Origin of the sequence: Agrobacterium bohemicum, assembly GCF_001562555.1 — a bacterium.
GTDB classification, from domain to species: Bacteria; Pseudomonadota; Alphaproteobacteria; order Rhizobiales; family Rhizobiaceae; genus Agrobacterium; species Agrobacterium bohemicum.
On sequence record NZ_KQ961031.1, the window covers coordinates 185,162 to 201,886 of the forward strand.

The window sequence follows — 16,725 nt, forward strand, 5'->3', positions numbered from 1 at the left end:
CCCACCATCACTATACGGCAAACAAAACATCACTCTTCCCAATGCACATCCGTCAGCACGTTGGACGGGATCGGCTCATTCTCCCACAGACCCTGTATTTTTTTGTCCCACACGCCGAGCTTCGGCATGACGAAGAGGAAAAGCGCTGGCACATCCTGCGCCAGAATTTTCTGTGCATCCTGATAAAGCTCTTCCTGCTCGACGGGATCAGCGGTCAGTTCGACATTCTTGATGATCTCGTTGAAGGTCGGGTTCTTATAGTTGAAATAATAGGGATCGCGCGAGAATATATCGATATCCATCGGTTCCGCATGGGCGACGATGGTCATTTCGTAATTGGCGCCCTTCAGCACATCCGATACCCATTTGGCCGGAAATTCCGTGGTTTCGATGGTCATCGTCACGCCGATTTCGGCAAACATCGCTTGCAGGACCTGCGAGGTGCGCTGTGCGTAAGGCATCTGCGGTGCCTTGATGGTGAAGCTCAGCCCGTTGGGATATCCCGCCTCAGCCAGCAGCGCCTTCGCCTTTTCCGCATCATAGGACAGAACGCCGGTCGTATTCACATAGCCGCGATCATTGGGCGTGTAATGGCTGCCGATGGCCGTACCGAAGCCGGACCATGCGCCTTCTATGATGGTGGCTCGATCCACCGCCATCATCAAAGCCTGGCGAACGCGCTTGTCGTTGAAGGGTTTGACGGCGTTGTTCATGCCCGCAACGACCTTCAGCTCGGTGTTGCCGATGAAGGTACCGAGCCGCGCATCGCCCTCGAAAGACGCCATCAGCTCTGGTGCGCCGAATTCGGGAAAGGCATCGACATCGCCGGATTTCAGCGCAGCGGCTTGAGCCTGCGGATCGGGAATAAAACGGAAGGTGGCCTTATCAAGCGCGACGGTTACATCCTTGTTCCAGTAATCCATGTTGCGCGCCAACTCGACCTTGTCGCCCTTGGCCCAATTGACGAACTTGAACGGACCGGTGCCGATGGGTATCGTCTTGTTGGTTTCGGCAGACTTGGTGCCGACCATGACCGAAGCGGGCCAGCCGAGCCAATAGAGCAGGCTGCCAGAGGGCTGCTTCAGTTTGAGAACAAGCGTCGTTGCATCAGGCGTTTCGATGCTGCTGATGGCCGCAAAGAACCGCTTCTGCGGATTGACGGAGGCGTCACCACGCGCGCGCTCCAGCGACGACTTGGCGACAGCGGAATCGAAAACCTCTCCATCGTGGAATTTCACGCCCTCATGCAGCTTGAATGTATAGGTCTTTCCGTCTTCGGATATTTCCCAGCTGTCTGCCAGTTGCGGCTGAATCTTGCCATCCCTGTCGATCGTAACGAGCCCTTCGAAGATGTTCTGCCATGTGACCTGCCCGATGAAGACGGGCGCGGCGACGGTGGGATCGAGGCCCGACGGTTCGCCGCCCATGCCGATGACGATGGAGTTTTTAGCGGCTGCAAACACCGAGGTCGCGGGCAGCATGGCTGAAAGAGCAGTGGCGACGGCAAGGCCAAGGGCCAAACGGCGTGTGAATTTTGCAGATTGCGAAAGAGTGCTGCGGATCATCGTCAACTCCGGTCGAGTGGTGCGAACATTTTGTGTTCAGCGCGTTGCGAAAATCGCTACACGACATCAGAGGTAAAAATCAACCGTCTATTTTGGCAGGTTGCCCATGAAGGTCTCGATGAAACCGGCAAGCGTGGCGGCCGCAAAGGACAAGTCACGGTCTGGTGCAACGCAAAGTTCCATATGTGTGCGCACGCCCTTGGTACTGCTCAAAGGTATCGCCACCATCTGCCCGGACTTGATTTCGCGGGCAACGGCAAGTGCCGGAAGAAGCGTAACGGCTGCGCGGTCCAGCACCAATTCTTTCAGCAACTCAAGCGAGCTGGCGGTGAAGACCGGATCGAGAGTGACACCGGCTTGCGCAAATAGCGCGTCGAAGGCTTGCCGTGCCGCGAATGTTTTTTCCGGTAACGCCAACGGCATATTGGCGATTTCTTTCAATGAAATCGAAGGTTTACCTGCTAGTGGGTGCTCTGCGGGAAGGATGACATCATAGCAGATTTCCCGCTTTGCGAGGATTTTCACCTCGGAGGTTTCAGGCGCAAACAGCGTGATGGCGATGTCGGCCTGTGCCGTAACAAGCGCATCAATAGCCTGACGGGCGCTGGTGATATGGACATCGAAACGCAGCTTCGGATAGGTCTGGCTGAATTGCGATAGCGCCGGTGCCAGCAGGCTGGCGACTGTTGCGCCATTGGCATAGATCGTGGCGCGCCCACGCTCCAGCCCCTTGAGATCATCGATCAACTGGTGAACGTGACCAAGTTCGCGCAGAGTCTTTCCGGCACGTTCCGCAAGAAGCTCTCCCGCTGCCGTCAAGGTCACGCCACGGCTGGAGCGCTCCACCAGCGGCGTGCCGAAATACTCTTCCAGATTTTCGATCTGGCGGCTGACAGCGGTGGGCGCAACATTGAGATTTTCCGCCGCCGCGCGCATGGAACTGGTGCGGACAAGCTCATCGAAATACATCAATGCGCGTAGATTCATGGTGGTTTTCCGTTTTCTAATGGGCCGTCATACCGGGCTAGACCCGGTATCCAGCGCGATCAAGTCCTTGATCGCAGAAGACTCTATTCGTCTTGCAGACGCAAGACGGCTGGACCCCGGATCAAGCCCGGGGTGACAGAAGAGTGGGAGAATAACCACGCCTCAATCGCGCACAAAACCCTCACTCGCCACCAGCAACTGCCGTGTGTAATCCGCCTGAAACTCTCGACTTTCCAGCGCCTCCACATCCAGCATTTCCACCACCTTACCGCTTTTCATGACGGCAAGACGGTCGCACATGTGGCTGATGACGCCCAGATCGTGGCTGACCATGAGGAAGGTGAGGCCACGGTCCTTGCGCGCCTGTTCCAGCAAGTTGAGGATTTCGGCCTGAATGGAAGCGTCGAGCGCCGATGTCGGCTCATCCAGCAGCAGGATTTTCGGCTCCAGAATCAGCGCACGTGCAATGGCGATGCGCTGGCGCTGGCCGCCGGAAAGTTGATGCGAATAGCGGAAGCGGAAACCGGTTCCTAGGCCGACTTCATCCAGCGCACGGGTGATACGGCCTTCCTTGTCATCCATGCCGTGGATCGTCAGAGGCTCCAACAGCAGCGCGTCCACCGTCTGGCGCGGATGAAGCGAGCCATAGGGGTCCTGAAACACCATCTGCACATCGCGGTAAAAACTCTTTTCGCGAAACTTGCTCTTGTAGGTCCGCCCCTCGACCATGAGGCTGCCCTCGTCGAAGTGGTTGAGACCGGCAATGGCGCGCAGCAGGGTGGATTTGCCTGAGCCGGATTCGCCGACGAGCCCGAAAGATTCGCCCTGAGCGACATCGATACTGACCCCATCCAGCGCGATATGGCCTTCGAAATCCACCAGCAGATCGGTGACGGACAGAACTGTGGTCATAGGCGCCACTCCACCTGACGGTCCAGAACCGGCAGCGGATGCCTGTTCTCACCAATCTTTGGAAGGCAGTTGAGCAGCCCGCGGGTATAGGGATGCTGGGCATTATCCAGATTGGCCGCCTGAAGCTCTTCCACCACGCGGCCCGCATACATAACAATGACGCGGTCGCAAAAGGACGAAACCAGCCGCAGATCATGCGAGATGAAGATGAGACCCATGCCGCGATCCCGCACCAGCTTGTCGAGAATGCCGAGCACTTCCAGCTGCACGGTCACGTCAAGCGCCGATGTCGGTTCGTCGGCAATCAGCAGTTCCGGGCCGCAGACCAGCATCATGGCAATCATCACACGTTGGCCCATGCCGCCGGAGACTTCGTGCGGGTAAAGACCGAAAACACGCTCAGGCTCGCGAATCTGCACGGCCTCCAGCATGTCGAGCGCCCGCTGTTTGGCCGCCGATGTGCTGATGCGCTCATGCGTCTGCAAGGTCTCCACGATCTGGCGACCGATCGGCATGACCGGGTTCAGCGAATATTTCGGGTCCTGCAGAATCATGCCGATGCGCTTGCCGCGAATACTCCGGCGCTGCTTAGCTGAGGCTTTCATGAGATCGATATCGCCGAAACGCAAGGCATCCGCCTCGATTTTTGCGGCTGACGGCGTCAGACCCATGATGGCGCGGCCGGTCTGGGACTTGCCGGAACCGGATTCACCGACGATGCCCAGACGTTCCTTGCCAAGCGTAAACGAGACGCCGCGCACCGCTTCCACAAGCCCTGTGCGGGTGGGAAAGCTGACGCGCAGGTTTTCGACGGTCAGAAGCGGCGCACTCATTGGCCTGCCTCCTTCGGGTCCAGCGCATCACGTAGACCATCGCCCAACAGGTTGAAGCCCAGGCTGACGATGAGGATGGCAATGCCCGGCATGGCCGCAACCCACCATTGGTCGAGAATGAAGCGGCGACCGGATGCGATCATCGCGCCCCATTCCGGCAGCGGCGGCTGTGCGCCGAGGCCGAGGAAGCCGAGACCAGCTGCCGTCAGAATGATGCCTGCCATATCCAGCGTGACACGCACGATGAGCGATGACATGCACAGCGGCATGACGTGTTTGAGCACAATGCGCCACGGCGACGCGCCCATCAATTGCACCGCTGCGATGAAATCGGAATGGCGGAAGGTCATGGTTTCAGCGCGGGCAATGCGGGCATAGGGTTGCCATGAGGTGATGGCGATGGCGAGCACCGCATTCTCGATGCCCGGCCCGAGTGCCGCAACCAGCGCCAGCGCCAGAACAAGCTTGGGGAACGCCAGAAAGATATCGGTGATGCGCATAAGGACTGCATCCACCCAGCCACCGGCATAACCGGCCACCGTTCCGACGATGAGGCCAACGGGGGCTGCAATGATGGCAACCAGCAGAACCACGAATAACGTCAGACGCGACCCATGGATGAGGCGCGAGAGGATATCGCGGCCCTGATCGTCCGTGCCGAGCAGATAGCCTGCGCTGCCCGGAGGCAACAGGCGGGCATTGCGCAGATCACCCTGAACAGCGGAATGCGGGGCCAGCACATCGGCAAAGATCGCGACCAACACCAATACGAGAATGATGCCAAGCCCGGCCAGCGCCAGCCGGTTTTCCGAAAAGCGCCGCCAGATGACATAGGCGCGGCCAAGTCGTGCCTGCCTGCGCGAGGCGGGGCGATCGGACAGCAGCCATTCGCGGCTATAGGGTTTCAAGGGGGTCAAAGCTGTCGTCATCGGCTGCGCGTCCTTGGATCGAGCGTCCGGTAGAGCAGATCGGACAGGAGATTGATGCTGATGAAGACAGCGCCGATCACGATGGTCCCGCCGAGAACGGCGTTCATATCCGCATTCTGCAGGGAGTTGGTGATGTAGAGCCCCAGGCCCGGCCAGGAGAAGATGGTTTCCGTCAGGACCGACCCTTCCAGCAGACCGGCATAGGACAGCACGATAACCGTCAACAGTGGCACGGCAGCGTTGCGCAGCGCGTGAAACCAGATGATGCGGGTTTCAGACAGGCCCTTGGCACGGGCCGCGACGATGTATTCCTGGCTCAATTCATTCAGCATGAAAGAGCGCGTCATGCGGCTGATATAGGCCAGCGAAAAGTAACCGAGCAATCCGGCAGGCAGAATGATGTGGCGGAAAAGGTCCCACAGCACATCCCACTGCCCCTGCCAGAAGGCATCCAGGAGGTAAAAGCCGGTGACGGGGGTGAAGGTGAATTCGTAGACGATATCCATGCGCCCGGGGTAAGCGACCCAGTTCAGCTTGGCGTAAAACACCAGCAGCGCCAGCAGGCCGAGCCAGAAGATCGGCACGGAATAACCGACGAGACCGATGATACGCACGATCTGGTCGATGATACTGCCGCGCTTGACGGCGGCGAGAACACCGAGCGGAATACCGAAGACGGCACCGATCAGCGTGCCGATGGTGGCAAGCTCGATTGTGGCGGGAAAGACCCGGATGATATCGGTCATAACAGGGTTGGTTGTGAGGACAGACGTGCCGAAGTCGCCGGTCAACGCCTGTTTGATGTAGAGGAAAAACTGCTGCCAGAGCGGCAGATTGAGGCCGAGTTCTTCGCGCACTCGCTCTATCACATGGGCAGGCGCACGATCCCCCACGATCGCCAAGGCGGGATCGATGGGGATAACGCGACCGATGAAGAATGTAACCGCCAGCAACCCCAAAAAGGTGGTGATGACGGTAACGAGGAAGCCGAGAACGGCGGTCAGGCGCTTGTTGGCGCGGCTTTTGCCGCGCCTTGGCCTTGGTACTGTTTCAATAATGGTCACTGAATCAATCCTGCCGGACTATTCCTTGGAGACCGGGTAGACATAGTTGGTGTCGAAGCTTGGTCCAAGCTTCAGACCTTTGACCTTGTTGGAGAAGCCGGCAATTTCCGTCTTCTGTTCGATCACGACGAACGGGCCGCTTTCCAGAACCTTTTTCTGAAGGTCCTGATACATGGCCGCACGCTTGGCGTTGTCTTTCTCCAACAAAGCAGCCTGCGTTTCCTTTGTCAGTTCAGGAACGTCCCAGGCATTGCGCCATGCCAGCGTCTTGTTCTTGCCTTCGTCCGAGTTGTCGTAATTGATGGTGAAGGTTTCAGCATTGGAGTTCGGGTCGAAATAGTCGGAACCCCAGTCACCGATATAGATGTCATGCTGGCGAGCGCGATACTTTGTCAGAGTCTGCTTGCCATCGCCGGGAATGATTTCCAGCTTGATGCCAGCCTGCGCCAATGTCTGCTGCATGTTTTCCGCAATGCCGGTAACCGGCTGCGTGTTGCGCACATCCATGGTTACCGTAAAGCCGTCTTTCAGACCAGCCTTTGCCAACAGTTCCTTCGCCTTCGCGACGTCCAGCTTGTAAGGGTTTTCATCCAGCGCACCGAGCTGCCCCTTCGGCAGGAAGGTCTGGTGTATCTCACCGATGCCCTTGATGATGGTCGCACCGATACCTTCGTAATCGACAAGATACTTGAAGGCCTCAACGACCTCAGGCTTTTTCAGGTTCTCGTTCTTCTGGTTCAGGCCGAGATAATAGACCGTACCCTTGGGTGCAGAGATAACAGTGAAGCCTTCCTTCTTGGACACGGCTTCCATGTCGCCTGGCTCAAGATTGCGGGCAACATCGATATCGCCATTTTCAAGCGCCAGACGCTGACCGGAGCTTTCCTTCATGTGGCGGTAGACGACGCGCTTCAGCTTTGGCTTTTCAGCGTAATAATTCGGGTTGGCCTCAAGAATAACGGCTTCGTTGGCCTTCCAGCCAAGAATTTTGTAAGGGCCGGAACCGGCGTAACCGGTCTTGAGGAATTCGTTGCCGAAATCGCTGTCATATTTGTAATCGGCGCTTGGCGTCACCGCCTTCGCCTTCTCCATCACCAGCTTCTTGTCCACCACCGAGGCAACCGTTGCCGTTAAAACGTTGAGAACGAAGCTTGGCGCATAGGGCTTGTCAACGGTCAGCACAAAGGTGTTGGCATCGGTTGCCTTCGCCTTTTCTGTGACGTTATCGCCGTTGAGGCCGAATTGCGTCAGAAGGAAAGCCGGGGATTTATCCAGCTTGACGGCACGCTCCATGGAGAAAGCGACATCTTCTGCACTCAGCGGATTGCCAGAGGCGAATTTGAGGCCCTGCTTCAGCTTGAACGTGTAGGTCAGACCGTCTTCGGAGGTCGTCCAGCTTTCGGCCAGATCACCCTTCACCTTGGACGTATCAGCGATATCGATGGAAACGAGCTTGCTATAGGTGTTGCCGGTGACTTCCGCAGTCGTAATCTCGAACGCCTCGCCCGGATCGAGCGAGATGATGTCATCGATGGCGAAACCTTCGACCAGCGTATCGGCAGGCGTTGCCGCAAAGGCTTGTGGCGCTGCGAGAGAAAGCATCGAAAGAGCCACGCTGGTGGCGAGGATGCGGGCGGCTTTGTTGAGCGATTTGTTCATCGTCTTCCCCTGTTTGTATCTCGGTGTCTACTCGGTCTCAGGCTGGTTCGTGCCATGCCTGAGCCAAAACGCGCAGCCAGTTTTCCCGGCAAATTTTAGCAAGGTCTTGATCAGCGTATCCCGCAGATTTGAGCGCGGCAACAAGATTATTGTTGCCACTGGCATCGCGGATTTCCGTTGGGATGGTCGCGCCATCGAAGTCCGAACCCAGTGCCACGCAATCGATGCCCATGCGTTTGACCATGTAATCGATGTGCTGCACCATGGCCGAAATCGGCGTGTTGGCGTCATCGCGCGCATCCGGGCGCAACATGGTCACGGCGTAATTGAGACCGACCAAACCCTTGCTCTCCTTGATGGCGTCCATCTGCTTATCGGTGAGATTGCGGGCCACGGGCGTGAGCGCATGGACGTTGGAATGGCTGGCGACCAAAGGCTGATCGGTGGTTTTCGCCACGTCCCAGAAGCCTTTTTCGGTGATATGCGCGAGATCGATGAGGATGCCGAGCCGGTTGCAGCGCTTCACCAGCTCGAAACCGGCATCGGTCAGCCCTGGCGCCGTATCCGGCGACATGGGATAGGCGAACGGCACGCCGTGGCCGAAAATATTATGGCGGCTCCAGACAGGGCCGAGCGAGCGCAGCCCTGCGGCATAGAACACATCCAACGCATCGAGATCGGCGGCAATCGGCTCGCAGCCTTCCATGTGCAGCACTGCTGCAAACACGCCGTCTGCCATGGCTTGGCGGATTTCGACGGTCGAGCGGCACAGCTTCCAGCCGCCCGCCTGATCAAGACGTAGCGCAATCGCAGCCTTTTCCAGCGCGATATCGAGCGATGGCTGGCGCTCGAGCGGTGCCGCAAGCGGGGTGATGTAGTGGCCTGATGCGTCGGGCTCCTTGAGGATCAGATCACCAGAGGGAATGTAGATGGCGCAGATGCCACCTGCCAATCCGCCCGCCTTGGCGCGCGGCGCATCGATATGGCCTTCATATGTACCCTGCATGAACTCGGCGACGGGATCGCTTCCCATTTTGGCGTTGCGCCACAAACGCAGGAGGACATCATTATGACCGTCGAAAACAAGTTGCATGCAGGAATTCCAAAAGGCGGGGTCGTTTTTTATATTTAAAGCCATGAGCTTAGCGATAAGCTCGATGCCGGGGTACGCTGTTGGTGATGATCCTAGGCCCATCCTCTTCGGCTTCGCAAGTCAAAAAATGTGCAGGGTGAAAAAATGACCAGAGCGCGCCTACCGGCGATTGATAGCTGTCAGGAATGCCACCCGTCACCGCCCTTTTTCAGCATCGGCGTCTGAAAAACCCTTTGCACCCTGCCGGTCCATTGCTCGCCGAAACTGGCCAGTTTTTCCTGCCATCTGTCAGATTGCAGCATGGCGGCACCGATGACGACGGGCTCGATGTTGGACGCGGCAAGAAGTGAAAGACCGGCGATGATGGAGGTGCCGCTGGAAATCACATCATCCACCAGCGCAACTCGCTTGCCCTCCAGTAGTGGAAGCATGCGTGGGTCGATATAGAGCCGTTTCTGCTGTTGCGTGGTGATCGAAGACATGGGCACGGACAATTCGTCCAGATACCAGAATTTTCGCGACGTCCCGAGCGGCACGTAGCGGCTGTGGCCAAGGTGGCGTGCGACTTCTGCCGCAAGTGTCAGGCCAAGCGTGGGAAGACCGACGATGACATCGATATCGAAAGGCTTGAGCTTCGCCGCGAGATTTCCCGCCAAAGCTTCGACAACAGGGAAAGATGCCTGATTGACGATCAGCGATGCGAGCGCATGTTCCCCATCGGCTAGCGGGCGGATCGGCAGGCGCAATTGCCTGCCATCATCGAGCGTCACCGGGAAGGAACCGGAATGGGGACCGGCGAGATCGAAGCTGCCGGGCGCATGGATATCCTGCCAGAATTCGTGCGGCTTCATGACCATTCCTTTCGCGGCGATATTATTTCCGTTTTCTCAGTCGGTACTATTAATTTTCAGGGGCTTCTGCACTAGAAAAAGAAGCCCGTTTTGCTTTCGCAAGGAAAGACCGCCCATGACCCCGCTCGCCCGGTTCGGAAACGACCTGCCTTTTCTGACCGCTCTGCGACACGACCTGCACGCCCACCCGGAACTGGGTTTCGAAGAAGAGCATACCAGCGCGCTGGTTGCCAAGCATCTGGAAGAGGCCGGGATTAGCGTTCATCGGGGCCTAGGCGAAACCGGCGTCGTCGGCACCCTTCAGGTGGGCAATGGCACCCGCCGTATCGGCCTGCGCGCGGATATGGATGCGCTCGCCATGCCTGAGATGGCGGAGCGGCCCTATAAATCCACCATCCCCGGCAAGATGCACGCTTGCGGCCATGATGGACACACGGTGATGCTGCTGGGTGCTGCACGTCACCTGGCCACGAGCCGCAATTTTTCCGGCACCGTGCACTTTATTTTCCAGCCTGCCGAAGAAGGACGTGGCGGCGCGAAACAGATGGTGGAGGACGGTCTGTTCGACCTATTCCCCTGCGATGCCGTCTATGGCCTGCACAATATGCCGGGGCTGGATGTTGATGAAATGGCGGTGGTCGAGGGACCACAACTGGCGTCCTCCGATAGCTGGCGCGTGACGTTCAAAGGGGTCGGCACCCACGGTGCAAAACCGCATCTGGGGCGTGACCCGATCACGGCAGCGGGGAGTTTTCTGGCCGCGCTGCAAAGCATCGTCGGGCGCGTGGTCGATCCGCTGCAACCGGCTGTCGTCAGCGCCTGTTCGGTGCAGGCGGGTGATCCCAAAGCGCTCAATGTCATCCCTGATGTCGTCGAGATCGGCGGCACGGCGCGGGCTTATTCGGCTCATGTTCGTGACCAGTTGGAAGAGGAAATCGGGCGGCTGGCAGCGGGAACCGCCGTCATGTTCGGCATCGAAGCCAGCTACGACTTCATCCGTCGCATACCTCCCGTCATCAATGATACGGATGCGACAAGCCGCGCCCTCAAGGCGGCGCAAAGCGTTTTCGGAGAGAAAGCACGGACAGCCTTTCCACCCTCGACGGCTGGCGATGATTTCTCGTTCTTCGCCAGCGAGGCTCCCGGTTGCTACGTCTGGCTCGGCAATGGCCCTGCCGTCGATGGCGCGCTGCACCACAACACGTCTTATGATTTCAACGACGACGCGATCGTATCAGGCGTTGCGTTCTGGACGAGTTTGGTGGAGCAGGAACTGGCCGCGGAATGATCGCCTTTAGTCCAGAACCTCCAGCACCGGCGTCTCCATTACCCTTCCCGAGACAACATCGGCAATGCCCATATCCGTCTGGTGCGGGCCGATATTGCAGGCGAGTGTGGCACCGAAGCAGGCTTTGAAGACGAGATAAGGCGGCTGCCACTCCACGATTTGACCGACGGCATCGCGCACCGACTCGAAACCGGAAGCGACATCCACCAGAGGCGCATCCGAGACGAGGCCGGAAAGTGGAAGCGCAAGCAAGGCAGTCACCTTGCCGCCGGATGCGGCAGCCATGCCGCCACCAGCCTTGATGATGGCGTTTGCGGCGACCGCCATATCATTAGCATTACCGCCAAAAACCGTAAGGTTGTGGCTGTCATGTGCGACCGTGGTGGCGAATGCGCCGTCCCATTTTCCCCAACCGGTGAGGAAACCGGTTCTGGTGATGGGATCGGCCTTGCCGTGGCGGTGGGTGACGGAGATCATGGTTGCGCCCTCCGGCGACACCACGAAACCGTTTTCCACGGCGGCTTCCGCCTCACCCCACTGTGTGAAACGCGGCTTGTCGATGGTGGCGAGTTTGACCCTGTTGCCCTCGGACTTGACCTTGAAATCGGAGGGGGAGCGAGGTGTGAGCTTCACCGAGTGCTTGAGCGGTGCTGCATCCATCTCGGTTAGATCGACCAGCATCTTGCCAGCTTCTGCAACGGGCGTGCCGCTGGCCAGAACATGTCGCGCTGAGAATTGCGACAGGTCTTCGAAGACGGCGATATCGGCCCTACGACCAGCTGCGATCAGGCCGAGATCATTGCGTTGGAGACGCATGGCCGCATTCAGCGTGGCAGCGCGCAGAGCCCATTCCGGTTTAAGGCCGTAGCGCACCAACCGCCTCACGACATCATCCAGCCCACCGTTTTTTGCGAGATCATCAGGGAAAACATCGTCGGTGCACAGTGTCAGCGTTTGCGGCAGATGGCCCAGCGTATTCAGCGCCTCCACGAATTCCGGCAGAAGATGATCGTGCGAACCGCGCAGCTCTATCGTGAGCCCTGCCCGCAACTTTGCCATGAGGTCGGCAGCGGAGGTGAGTTCGTGATCCGACGTGATACCCCCTGCCATGAAGGCGTTGAGATCGGCACCTTCAAGACCGCGTGCATGGCCGCAGATCAGCTTGTCGGAAAACAGGCCTTCCTGAAGAATGGCGCTCATGCGCGGTTCACGCTCGATCACGCCGCGCATATTCATGACCTCGGCGACGCCACCGACTTCAGGCCAGAACAGCATTTCGGCCATGGCCGAGGCATCGAAATCACCACTCGCCTGTTCCAGCCCCGGCGCTGACGGCACCGACGATGGTGCGAGAAGGATGGCCCGCAACGGCAGCCCCTTGCTGGCTTCTACCGCCCAGCGCACGCCATCGATACCGTGGACATTGCCGAATTCATGCGGGTCCCAGACGATGGTGGTGACCCCGCGGGGGACAATGGCACCGGCGTAGGCCGCGGACGTTACCATGGAGCTTTCGACATGCATATGCGTGTCGATCAGCCCCGGCGAAACGAAAGCGCCCGTTGCATCCAGAACCTGTGCGGCATCTGTGCGGGTTCCAGCCGCGTGGACGCTGGCAATCAGCGGACCGACGATACCGATATCCGCCAAACGAAGCTCACCGGTGACAACATCGACAAGCGTGCCACCGCTGATGAGGATATCGAAAGGCTGGTCGCCGCGCGCGGCGGCAACAGTGCGGGCGCGCAACGCATCGTCATTCATCCCGTCACGATCAACGATAAGAGTCTGCTCTTTCATCGGCTGGCCTCCTGACGCAGGGCATCGAGAATGATGGATTTGGCACGCGCGGCATCGACCGTCTCTGCATATTGCGCGTTGAAACTTAACGCATGGGCGGCGCGCGCTTCGACAACGGTGCGGCCACGTGTGAGGCCGCCGTGAAGTTCGATATCGATGCGCGCCGTTTTCCAGCCGATGCAATCCGGTGCCACGAGGGCAACGGCTGCACAGGGGTCGTAAAGCGCCATGGCATCTCGCCCGCGACTGGTGGCGATGTTGATGAAGCCTTCCAGCATATCGGCAATCAATGCGGCATTCTTTCCACCGGCCGCGCGGATGGGCGCAACATCGGATAGCCCGGCGGCGACCTTGCGGCAGAGATCGAGATCGACCATGCGCAGGGGCAGGCCGTGGGCGATGACAATGGCAAGCGCTTCGGGATCGGCGAAGGCATTGAATTCCGCAGATGCCGTATGATTGCCAGCCGTGACGCCGCCACCCATCCAAATCAGGTCTGTGATGCGGGCGGCAAGGTCTGGTCTTGCGAGGCAGAGCGCGGCGATGTTGGTGACGGGGCCCAAAGCGAGAATACGCTTGTCTTCGCTGCCCTCTCCCAGCCAGTCGCAAAGCGCTTGAAACGCTTCGCTGTGCGGCAGATCGGCAGCGTTGGGCAAGCCCGCGCCAACCGTTGGAATGCCGGTATCTCCGAGAATGGTTTGTGCTGTCTCGAGCTTTCCGAGCACGGGATTTTCGCGGCCCATATGGATGGCGAAGTCCCAGCCAAAGGCCATTTTCGCGCTGGCAGCATTGCGGCGCACCTGCGCAAGCGGTGCGTTGCCGAACACCAGCGAGAGTCCATCTATCTGAAGTCCATGAGACGTCGCCACCATGATGGCGGCGATGTCATCGAAGCCCATGTCGCAATCGATCCAGATACCCATGATCAGCTGAACACTTTCAGGCTGGCTGCTTTTTTTACGGGCAGATCAAACGCGAGGGGTGTGCCGATGTCCTGCACCGGCAAGGCAGCATCGACCTCGGCCTTGATCGGCCCCAGCGGCGTATCCAGCAGATACTCACGCGTGTTGCCGGCAAAAGACGTGCCGCGCACGGTTCCCTCGAAAGGTCCTGAACCGAGGGTCACCATGCGCGGCCTCCAGGCAAGTCCCGCCGTACTCGGAACCTGACCGGAAAGGGCGATGCGGCCATTGTCTGTTTTCAATTCTGAACCTTCCAGACGGAAGATGTTCTCAAAGCCGACGAAGTCAGCCACGAAGGATGATGCGGGTGCGTTGTAGATTTCTTCCGGCGTGCCGATCTGCTCGATCGCGCCGTTTTTCATCACCACGATACGGTCTGCCAGAGCCAAGGCCTCGACCTGATCATGGGTGACGAAGATCATGGTGACACCGGTGGCTTTCTGCACCCGCTGAAGCTCGGTGCGCATTTCCAGCCGCAGCCTTGCATCGAGGTTGGATAGCGGTTCGTCCAGCAGCAGAACCTTGGGGTCCATAACCATGGAACGGGCCAGCGCCACGCGCTGCTGCTGGCCACCGGACAATTCCGCCGGTTTGCGAGAGGCGAAAGTGGAGAGACCAACGGATTTCAGACCGGATGCGACTTTTCCATCCAGCAGAGAACCTTTCATCCCCTTCAGCTTTAAACCGAAGGCGACATTTTCGTAGACGGTCAGATGTGGAAACAGCGCGTAAGACTGGAACACCAGCCCAACCGCCCGCTTGTTGGCGGAAATGCGGGTGATATCAACACCGTCAAGATCGATCCGGCCACCAGCCGCAGGCATCAGCCCGGCAATGGCGCGCATCGTCGTGGTCTTGCCGCAACCGGAGGGGCCGAGCAGTGCCAGTAGCTCGCCCTTGCGGATGTCGAGATTGAGGTCTTTGACGGCAACGGAACTGCCATAGGCCAGCGACAGGTTCTGGAGCGAAAGATAGTTTGCATCAGACATAACGGGAGAACCCCAGAAAACGTTCGGCCATGAAAACTATGCCGATGGAGAGAAAGGCGAGCAGCGAAGACAGGGCTGCAACGGATGGGTCGAAGACGATTTCCATATAGCCCAGCATATCGATGGGCAGGGTGCGCACGCCGGGACCGGAGAGGAACAGCGACACCGGCACCTGATTGAAGCTTGTCACGAAGCCCAGAATGAAGGCCGAAAGAATGCCGCCCCTGATATTCGGCAGCACCACGCGGAAGAAAGCGCCGATGCGGGACGAACCAAGCAGGACGGCTGCTTCCTCAATATCAGAGCGCAGATTGGTAAGGCTGGCCGACACCACGCGCACCGCATAGGGCAGGATCAGCGCCGTATGTGCCAAAAACAGCGCAAGCGTAATGCCGATGCCGAACGGCACTACGAAGTAGCGCAGAAGCGCCAGACCAACGATGATGCCGGGAACGATGATGGGAGCCGAGACGATGGTGCGGATGGTTTCCGAAAAGGGCAGCTTGTAGCGCGACATGGCATAGGCAGCGGGAATGCCGAGGATCAGCGCTGCGAACGTGCCGCCGATGGCAAGGAACATCGACATGGCGAAGCTTTCGCGAAAACTTTCGACCGTGAAGACCTTGGCGATCCATTTCAGCGAAAAGCCCTGCGGCGGAAAGGCCAGCGTATCGCCTGCCGAGAAGGAGGCCGCGACAATGATGAGGAACGGGCCGATCAGAAAGCCGATGACCAGCGCGAGCGTCAGCGGAATGAAGAGGTGCCGGGTCATGTCTTGTTCCTTGCCGTGGCGATGCGCTTGAGCAGGATGTTGGCCGCAAAGCTCATGACGATCAGAATGAAGGCGATGACGCTCGCCGCGACGAAATTGTTGGAGACCGTAACCTGCTGATAGAGCAGCGTTTCCAGCATCAGAACCTTGGAGCCGCCGAGAATGGCGGGGGTGATATAGGCCGTCAGCGAACCGGTGAAGACCAGCGTGCCGCCGACGACAAGGCCTTCCTTGGTCAGCGGCAGAATGACCTTCCAGAACACCTGCAACCAGTTGGCACCTAAAACGCGGGAGGCGGCGATGACGTCTTTCGGCATGTTTTCCAGGGCGCTGATGAGGGAGATGATCATCAAAGGCAGGAACAGTTGCAGCAGGCCGATGAAGACGGCGGTTTCGGAAAACAGAATGCGGATCGGCGCATCGGTGAGACCCACCAGCTTCAGCAACTCGTTGACCATGCCGGTGCGACCGAGAATGACGATCCACGCATAGGTGCGGGCCACGGGCGAGATCATCAACGGCAGAATGACGAGGTTGATCATATGGCCCTTGGAGTTGGCTGGTAGGTTGACGATGGCGAAGGCCGCTGCGTATCCGATGATGGCGGAGACGACGGTGACGAGCGCGCCGAGCTTCAGCGTGCGCCGGAACACGGCCCGGTTCAGCGGATCGAAAAAGAAATCCACATAGGCCTGAAAGGCCCAGCCATCGGCAGTGCGAAACCCTTCCGACAGAAGGATGAACACAGGCACAAGAAACACCGCCGCCGCAAAGATCGCGGCGGGCAAGGCAAGCGCCAAGGCTTCAGCCCGGTTTTGAAACATGGAGTATTCTCCGGTGTTGAAATATCTCCGCCTTTGCTTGGCGGAGGATTTGTTATTGAGCGTCGGTGGGTGCCAGCCCCCCTCTGCCCTGCCGGGCATCTCCCCCACAGGTGGGGAGATTGGCTGGGCGCGCCGTCACAGTCCAACCGCGACTTCACTGGAAGAGGAAGGGTTGCCCCGGGTCAATCTCCCCCTGA

At 58.7% G+C, this 16,725-nt stretch carries 15 protein-coding genes; 1 reads left to right on the forward strand and 14 read right to left on the reverse strand.

The window, feature by feature from the left end:
- Positions 1–29: 29 nt before the first annotated feature.
- From ATO67_RS15615 to ATO67_RS15655, 9 genes are all read right to left on the reverse strand, one after another.
- Positions 30–1,565 (reverse strand): ABC transporter substrate-binding protein, encoded by a 1,536-nt coding sequence (locus ATO67_RS15615; RefSeq protein ID WP_067651172.1) that lies wholly within the window; start codon positions 1,563–1,565, stop codon positions 30–32.
- A gap of 87 nt (positions 1,566–1,652) precedes the next feature.
- A complete protein-coding gene (locus ATO67_RS15620) occupies positions 1,653–2,552 on the reverse strand; it encodes a LysR family transcriptional regulator (RefSeq protein WP_067651175.1) in 900 nt (299 codons plus the stop codon).
- A 162-nt stretch (positions 2,553–2,714) separates the two neighbouring features.
- Positions 2,715–3,464, reverse strand: a complete 750-nt coding sequence (locus ATO67_RS15625) for an ABC transporter ATP-binding protein (RefSeq protein ID WP_067651177.1) — start codon at positions 3,462–3,464, stop codon at positions 2,715–2,717.
- Positions 3,461–4,297, reverse strand: a complete 837-nt coding sequence (locus ATO67_RS15630) for an ABC transporter ATP-binding protein (protein ID WP_067651180.1) — start codon at positions 4,295–4,297, stop codon at positions 3,461–3,463. The genes ATO67_RS15625 and ATO67_RS15630 overlap by 4 nt, the downstream gene beginning before the upstream one ends.
- The gene (locus tag ATO67_RS15635) at positions 4,294–5,226 is read right to left on the reverse strand and encodes an ABC transporter permease (RefSeq protein ID WP_067651183.1); all 933 of its coding nucleotides are present in this window, start codon (positions 5,224–5,226) and stop codon (positions 4,294–4,296) included. Before ATO67_RS15635 ends, ATO67_RS15630 begins: the two co-directional genes overlap by 4 nt.
- Positions 5,223–6,290 carry an ABC transporter permease gene (locus ATO67_RS15640; RefSeq protein WP_067651186.1) on the reverse strand — a complete coding sequence of 356 codons (1,068 nt, stop codon included), beginning with the start codon at positions 6,288–6,290 and terminating at the stop codon, positions 5,223–5,225. Before ATO67_RS15640 ends, ATO67_RS15635 begins: the two co-directional genes overlap by 4 nt.
- Before the next feature lie 18 nt (positions 6,291–6,308).
- Positions 6,309–7,949: an ABC transporter substrate-binding protein gene (locus ATO67_RS15645; RefSeq protein WP_067651189.1), complete on the reverse strand. Its 1,641-nt coding sequence runs from the start codon at positions 7,947–7,949 to the stop codon at positions 6,309–6,311.
- A gap of 37 nt (positions 7,950–7,986) precedes the next feature.
- Positions 7,987–9,042 carry a dipeptidase gene (locus ATO67_RS15650; protein ID WP_067651192.1) on the reverse strand — a complete coding sequence of 352 codons (1,056 nt, stop codon included), beginning with the start codon at positions 9,040–9,042 and terminating at the stop codon, positions 7,987–7,989.
- Positions 9,043–9,221: 179 nt separating this feature from the next.
- Positions 9,222–9,893, reverse strand: coding sequence for a phosphoribosyltransferase (locus ATO67_RS15655; protein WP_245304003.1), 672 nt, complete (start codon positions 9,891–9,893; stop codon positions 9,222–9,224).
- A 115-nt stretch (positions 9,894–10,008) separates the two neighbouring features.
- Between ATO67_RS15655 and ATO67_RS15660 the strand changes: the two genes are divergently transcribed.
- The gene (locus ATO67_RS15660) at positions 10,009–11,181 is read left to right on the forward strand and encodes a M20 aminoacylase family protein (RefSeq protein ID WP_067651198.1); all 1,173 of its coding nucleotides are present in this window, start codon (positions 10,009–10,011) and stop codon (positions 11,179–11,181) included.
- Positions 11,182–11,187: 6 nt separating this feature from the next.
- Here the strand turns inward: ATO67_RS15660 and ATO67_RS15665 are convergent, their stop codons facing one another.
- From ATO67_RS15665 to ATO67_RS15685, 5 genes are read right to left on the reverse strand one after another with little or no spacing between them, the layout of a single operon-like run.
- Positions 11,188–12,981, reverse strand: coding sequence for an adenine deaminase (locus tag ATO67_RS15665; protein WP_067651201.1), 1,794 nt, complete (start codon positions 12,979–12,981; stop codon positions 11,188–11,190).
- Entirely contained in the window at positions 12,978–13,904 is a 927-nt protein-coding gene (locus tag ATO67_RS15670) for a nucleoside hydrolase (protein ID WP_067651204.1), read from the reverse strand. Before ATO67_RS15670 ends, ATO67_RS15665 begins: the two co-directional genes overlap by 4 nt.
- A 2-nt stretch (positions 13,905–13,906) precedes the next feature.
- Positions 13,907–14,932 carry an ABC transporter ATP-binding protein gene (locus tag ATO67_RS15675; protein ID WP_067651207.1) on the reverse strand — a complete coding sequence of 342 codons (1,026 nt, stop codon included), beginning with the start codon at positions 14,930–14,932 and terminating at the stop codon, positions 13,907–13,909.
- Positions 14,925–15,704: an ABC transporter permease gene (locus ATO67_RS15680; protein WP_067651209.1), complete on the reverse strand. Its 780-nt coding sequence runs from the start codon at positions 15,702–15,704 to the stop codon at positions 14,925–14,927. Before ATO67_RS15680 ends, ATO67_RS15675 begins: the two co-directional genes overlap by 8 nt.
- Complete coding sequence (locus ATO67_RS15685) at positions 15,701–16,528, reverse strand: ABC transporter permease (RefSeq protein WP_067651214.1); 828 nt, start codon at positions 16,526–16,528, stop codon at positions 15,701–15,703. The genes ATO67_RS15680 and ATO67_RS15685 overlap by 4 nt, the downstream gene beginning before the upstream one ends.
- Between the last annotated feature and the right edge of the window lie 197 nt (positions 16,529–16,725).

Coding starts and splice junctions, on each gene's coding strand:
- ATO67_RS15625 (WP_067651177.1), bottom strand. CDS start 3,464: ATGACCACAGTTCTGTCCGTCACCGATCTGCTGGTGGATTTCGAAGGC.
- ATO67_RS15620 (WP_067651175.1), bottom strand. CDS start 2,552: ATGAATCTACGCGCATTGATGTATTTCGATGAGCTTGTCCGCACCAGT.
- ATO67_RS15665 (WP_067651201.1), bottom strand. CDS start 12,981: ATGAAAGAGCAGACTCTTATCGTTGATCGTGACGGGATGAATGACGAT.
- ATO67_RS15675 (WP_067651207.1), bottom strand. CDS start 14,932: ATGTCTGATGCAAACTATCTTTCGCTCCAGAACCTGTCGCTGGCCTAT.
- ATO67_RS15655 (WP_245304003.1), bottom strand. CDS start 9,893: ATGAAGCCGCACGAATTCTGGCAGGATATCCATGCGCCCGGCAGCTTC.
- ATO67_RS15670 (WP_067651204.1), bottom strand. CDS start 13,904: ATGGGTATCTGGATCGATTGCGACATGGGCTTCGATGACATCGCCGCC.
- ATO67_RS15645 (WP_067651189.1), bottom strand. CDS start 7,949: ATGAACAAATCGCTCAACAAAGCCGCCCGCATCCTCGCCACCAGCGTG.
- ATO67_RS15660 (WP_067651198.1), top strand. CDS start 10,009: ATGACCCCGCTCGCCCGGTTCGGAAACGACCTGCCTTTTCTGACCGCT.
- ATO67_RS15685 (WP_067651214.1), bottom strand. CDS start 16,528: ATGTTTCAAAACCGGGCTGAAGCCTTGGCGCTTGCCTTGCCCGCCGCG.
- ATO67_RS15680 (WP_067651209.1), bottom strand. CDS start 15,704: ATGACCCGGCACCTCTTCATTCCGCTGACGCTCGCGCTGGTCATCGGC.
- ATO67_RS15635 (WP_067651183.1), bottom strand. CDS start 5,226: ATGACGACAGCTTTGACCCCCTTGAAACCCTATAGCCGCGAATGGCTG.
- ATO67_RS15650 (WP_067651192.1), bottom strand. CDS start 9,042: ATGCAACTTGTTTTCGACGGTCATAATGATGTCCTCCTGCGTTTGTGG.
- ATO67_RS15630 (WP_067651180.1), bottom strand. CDS start 4,297: ATGAGTGCGCCGCTTCTGACCGTCGAAAACCTGCGCGTCAGCTTTCCC.
- ATO67_RS15615 (WP_067651172.1), bottom strand. CDS start 1,565: ATGATCCGCAGCACTCTTTCGCAATCTGCAAAATTCACACGCCGTTTG.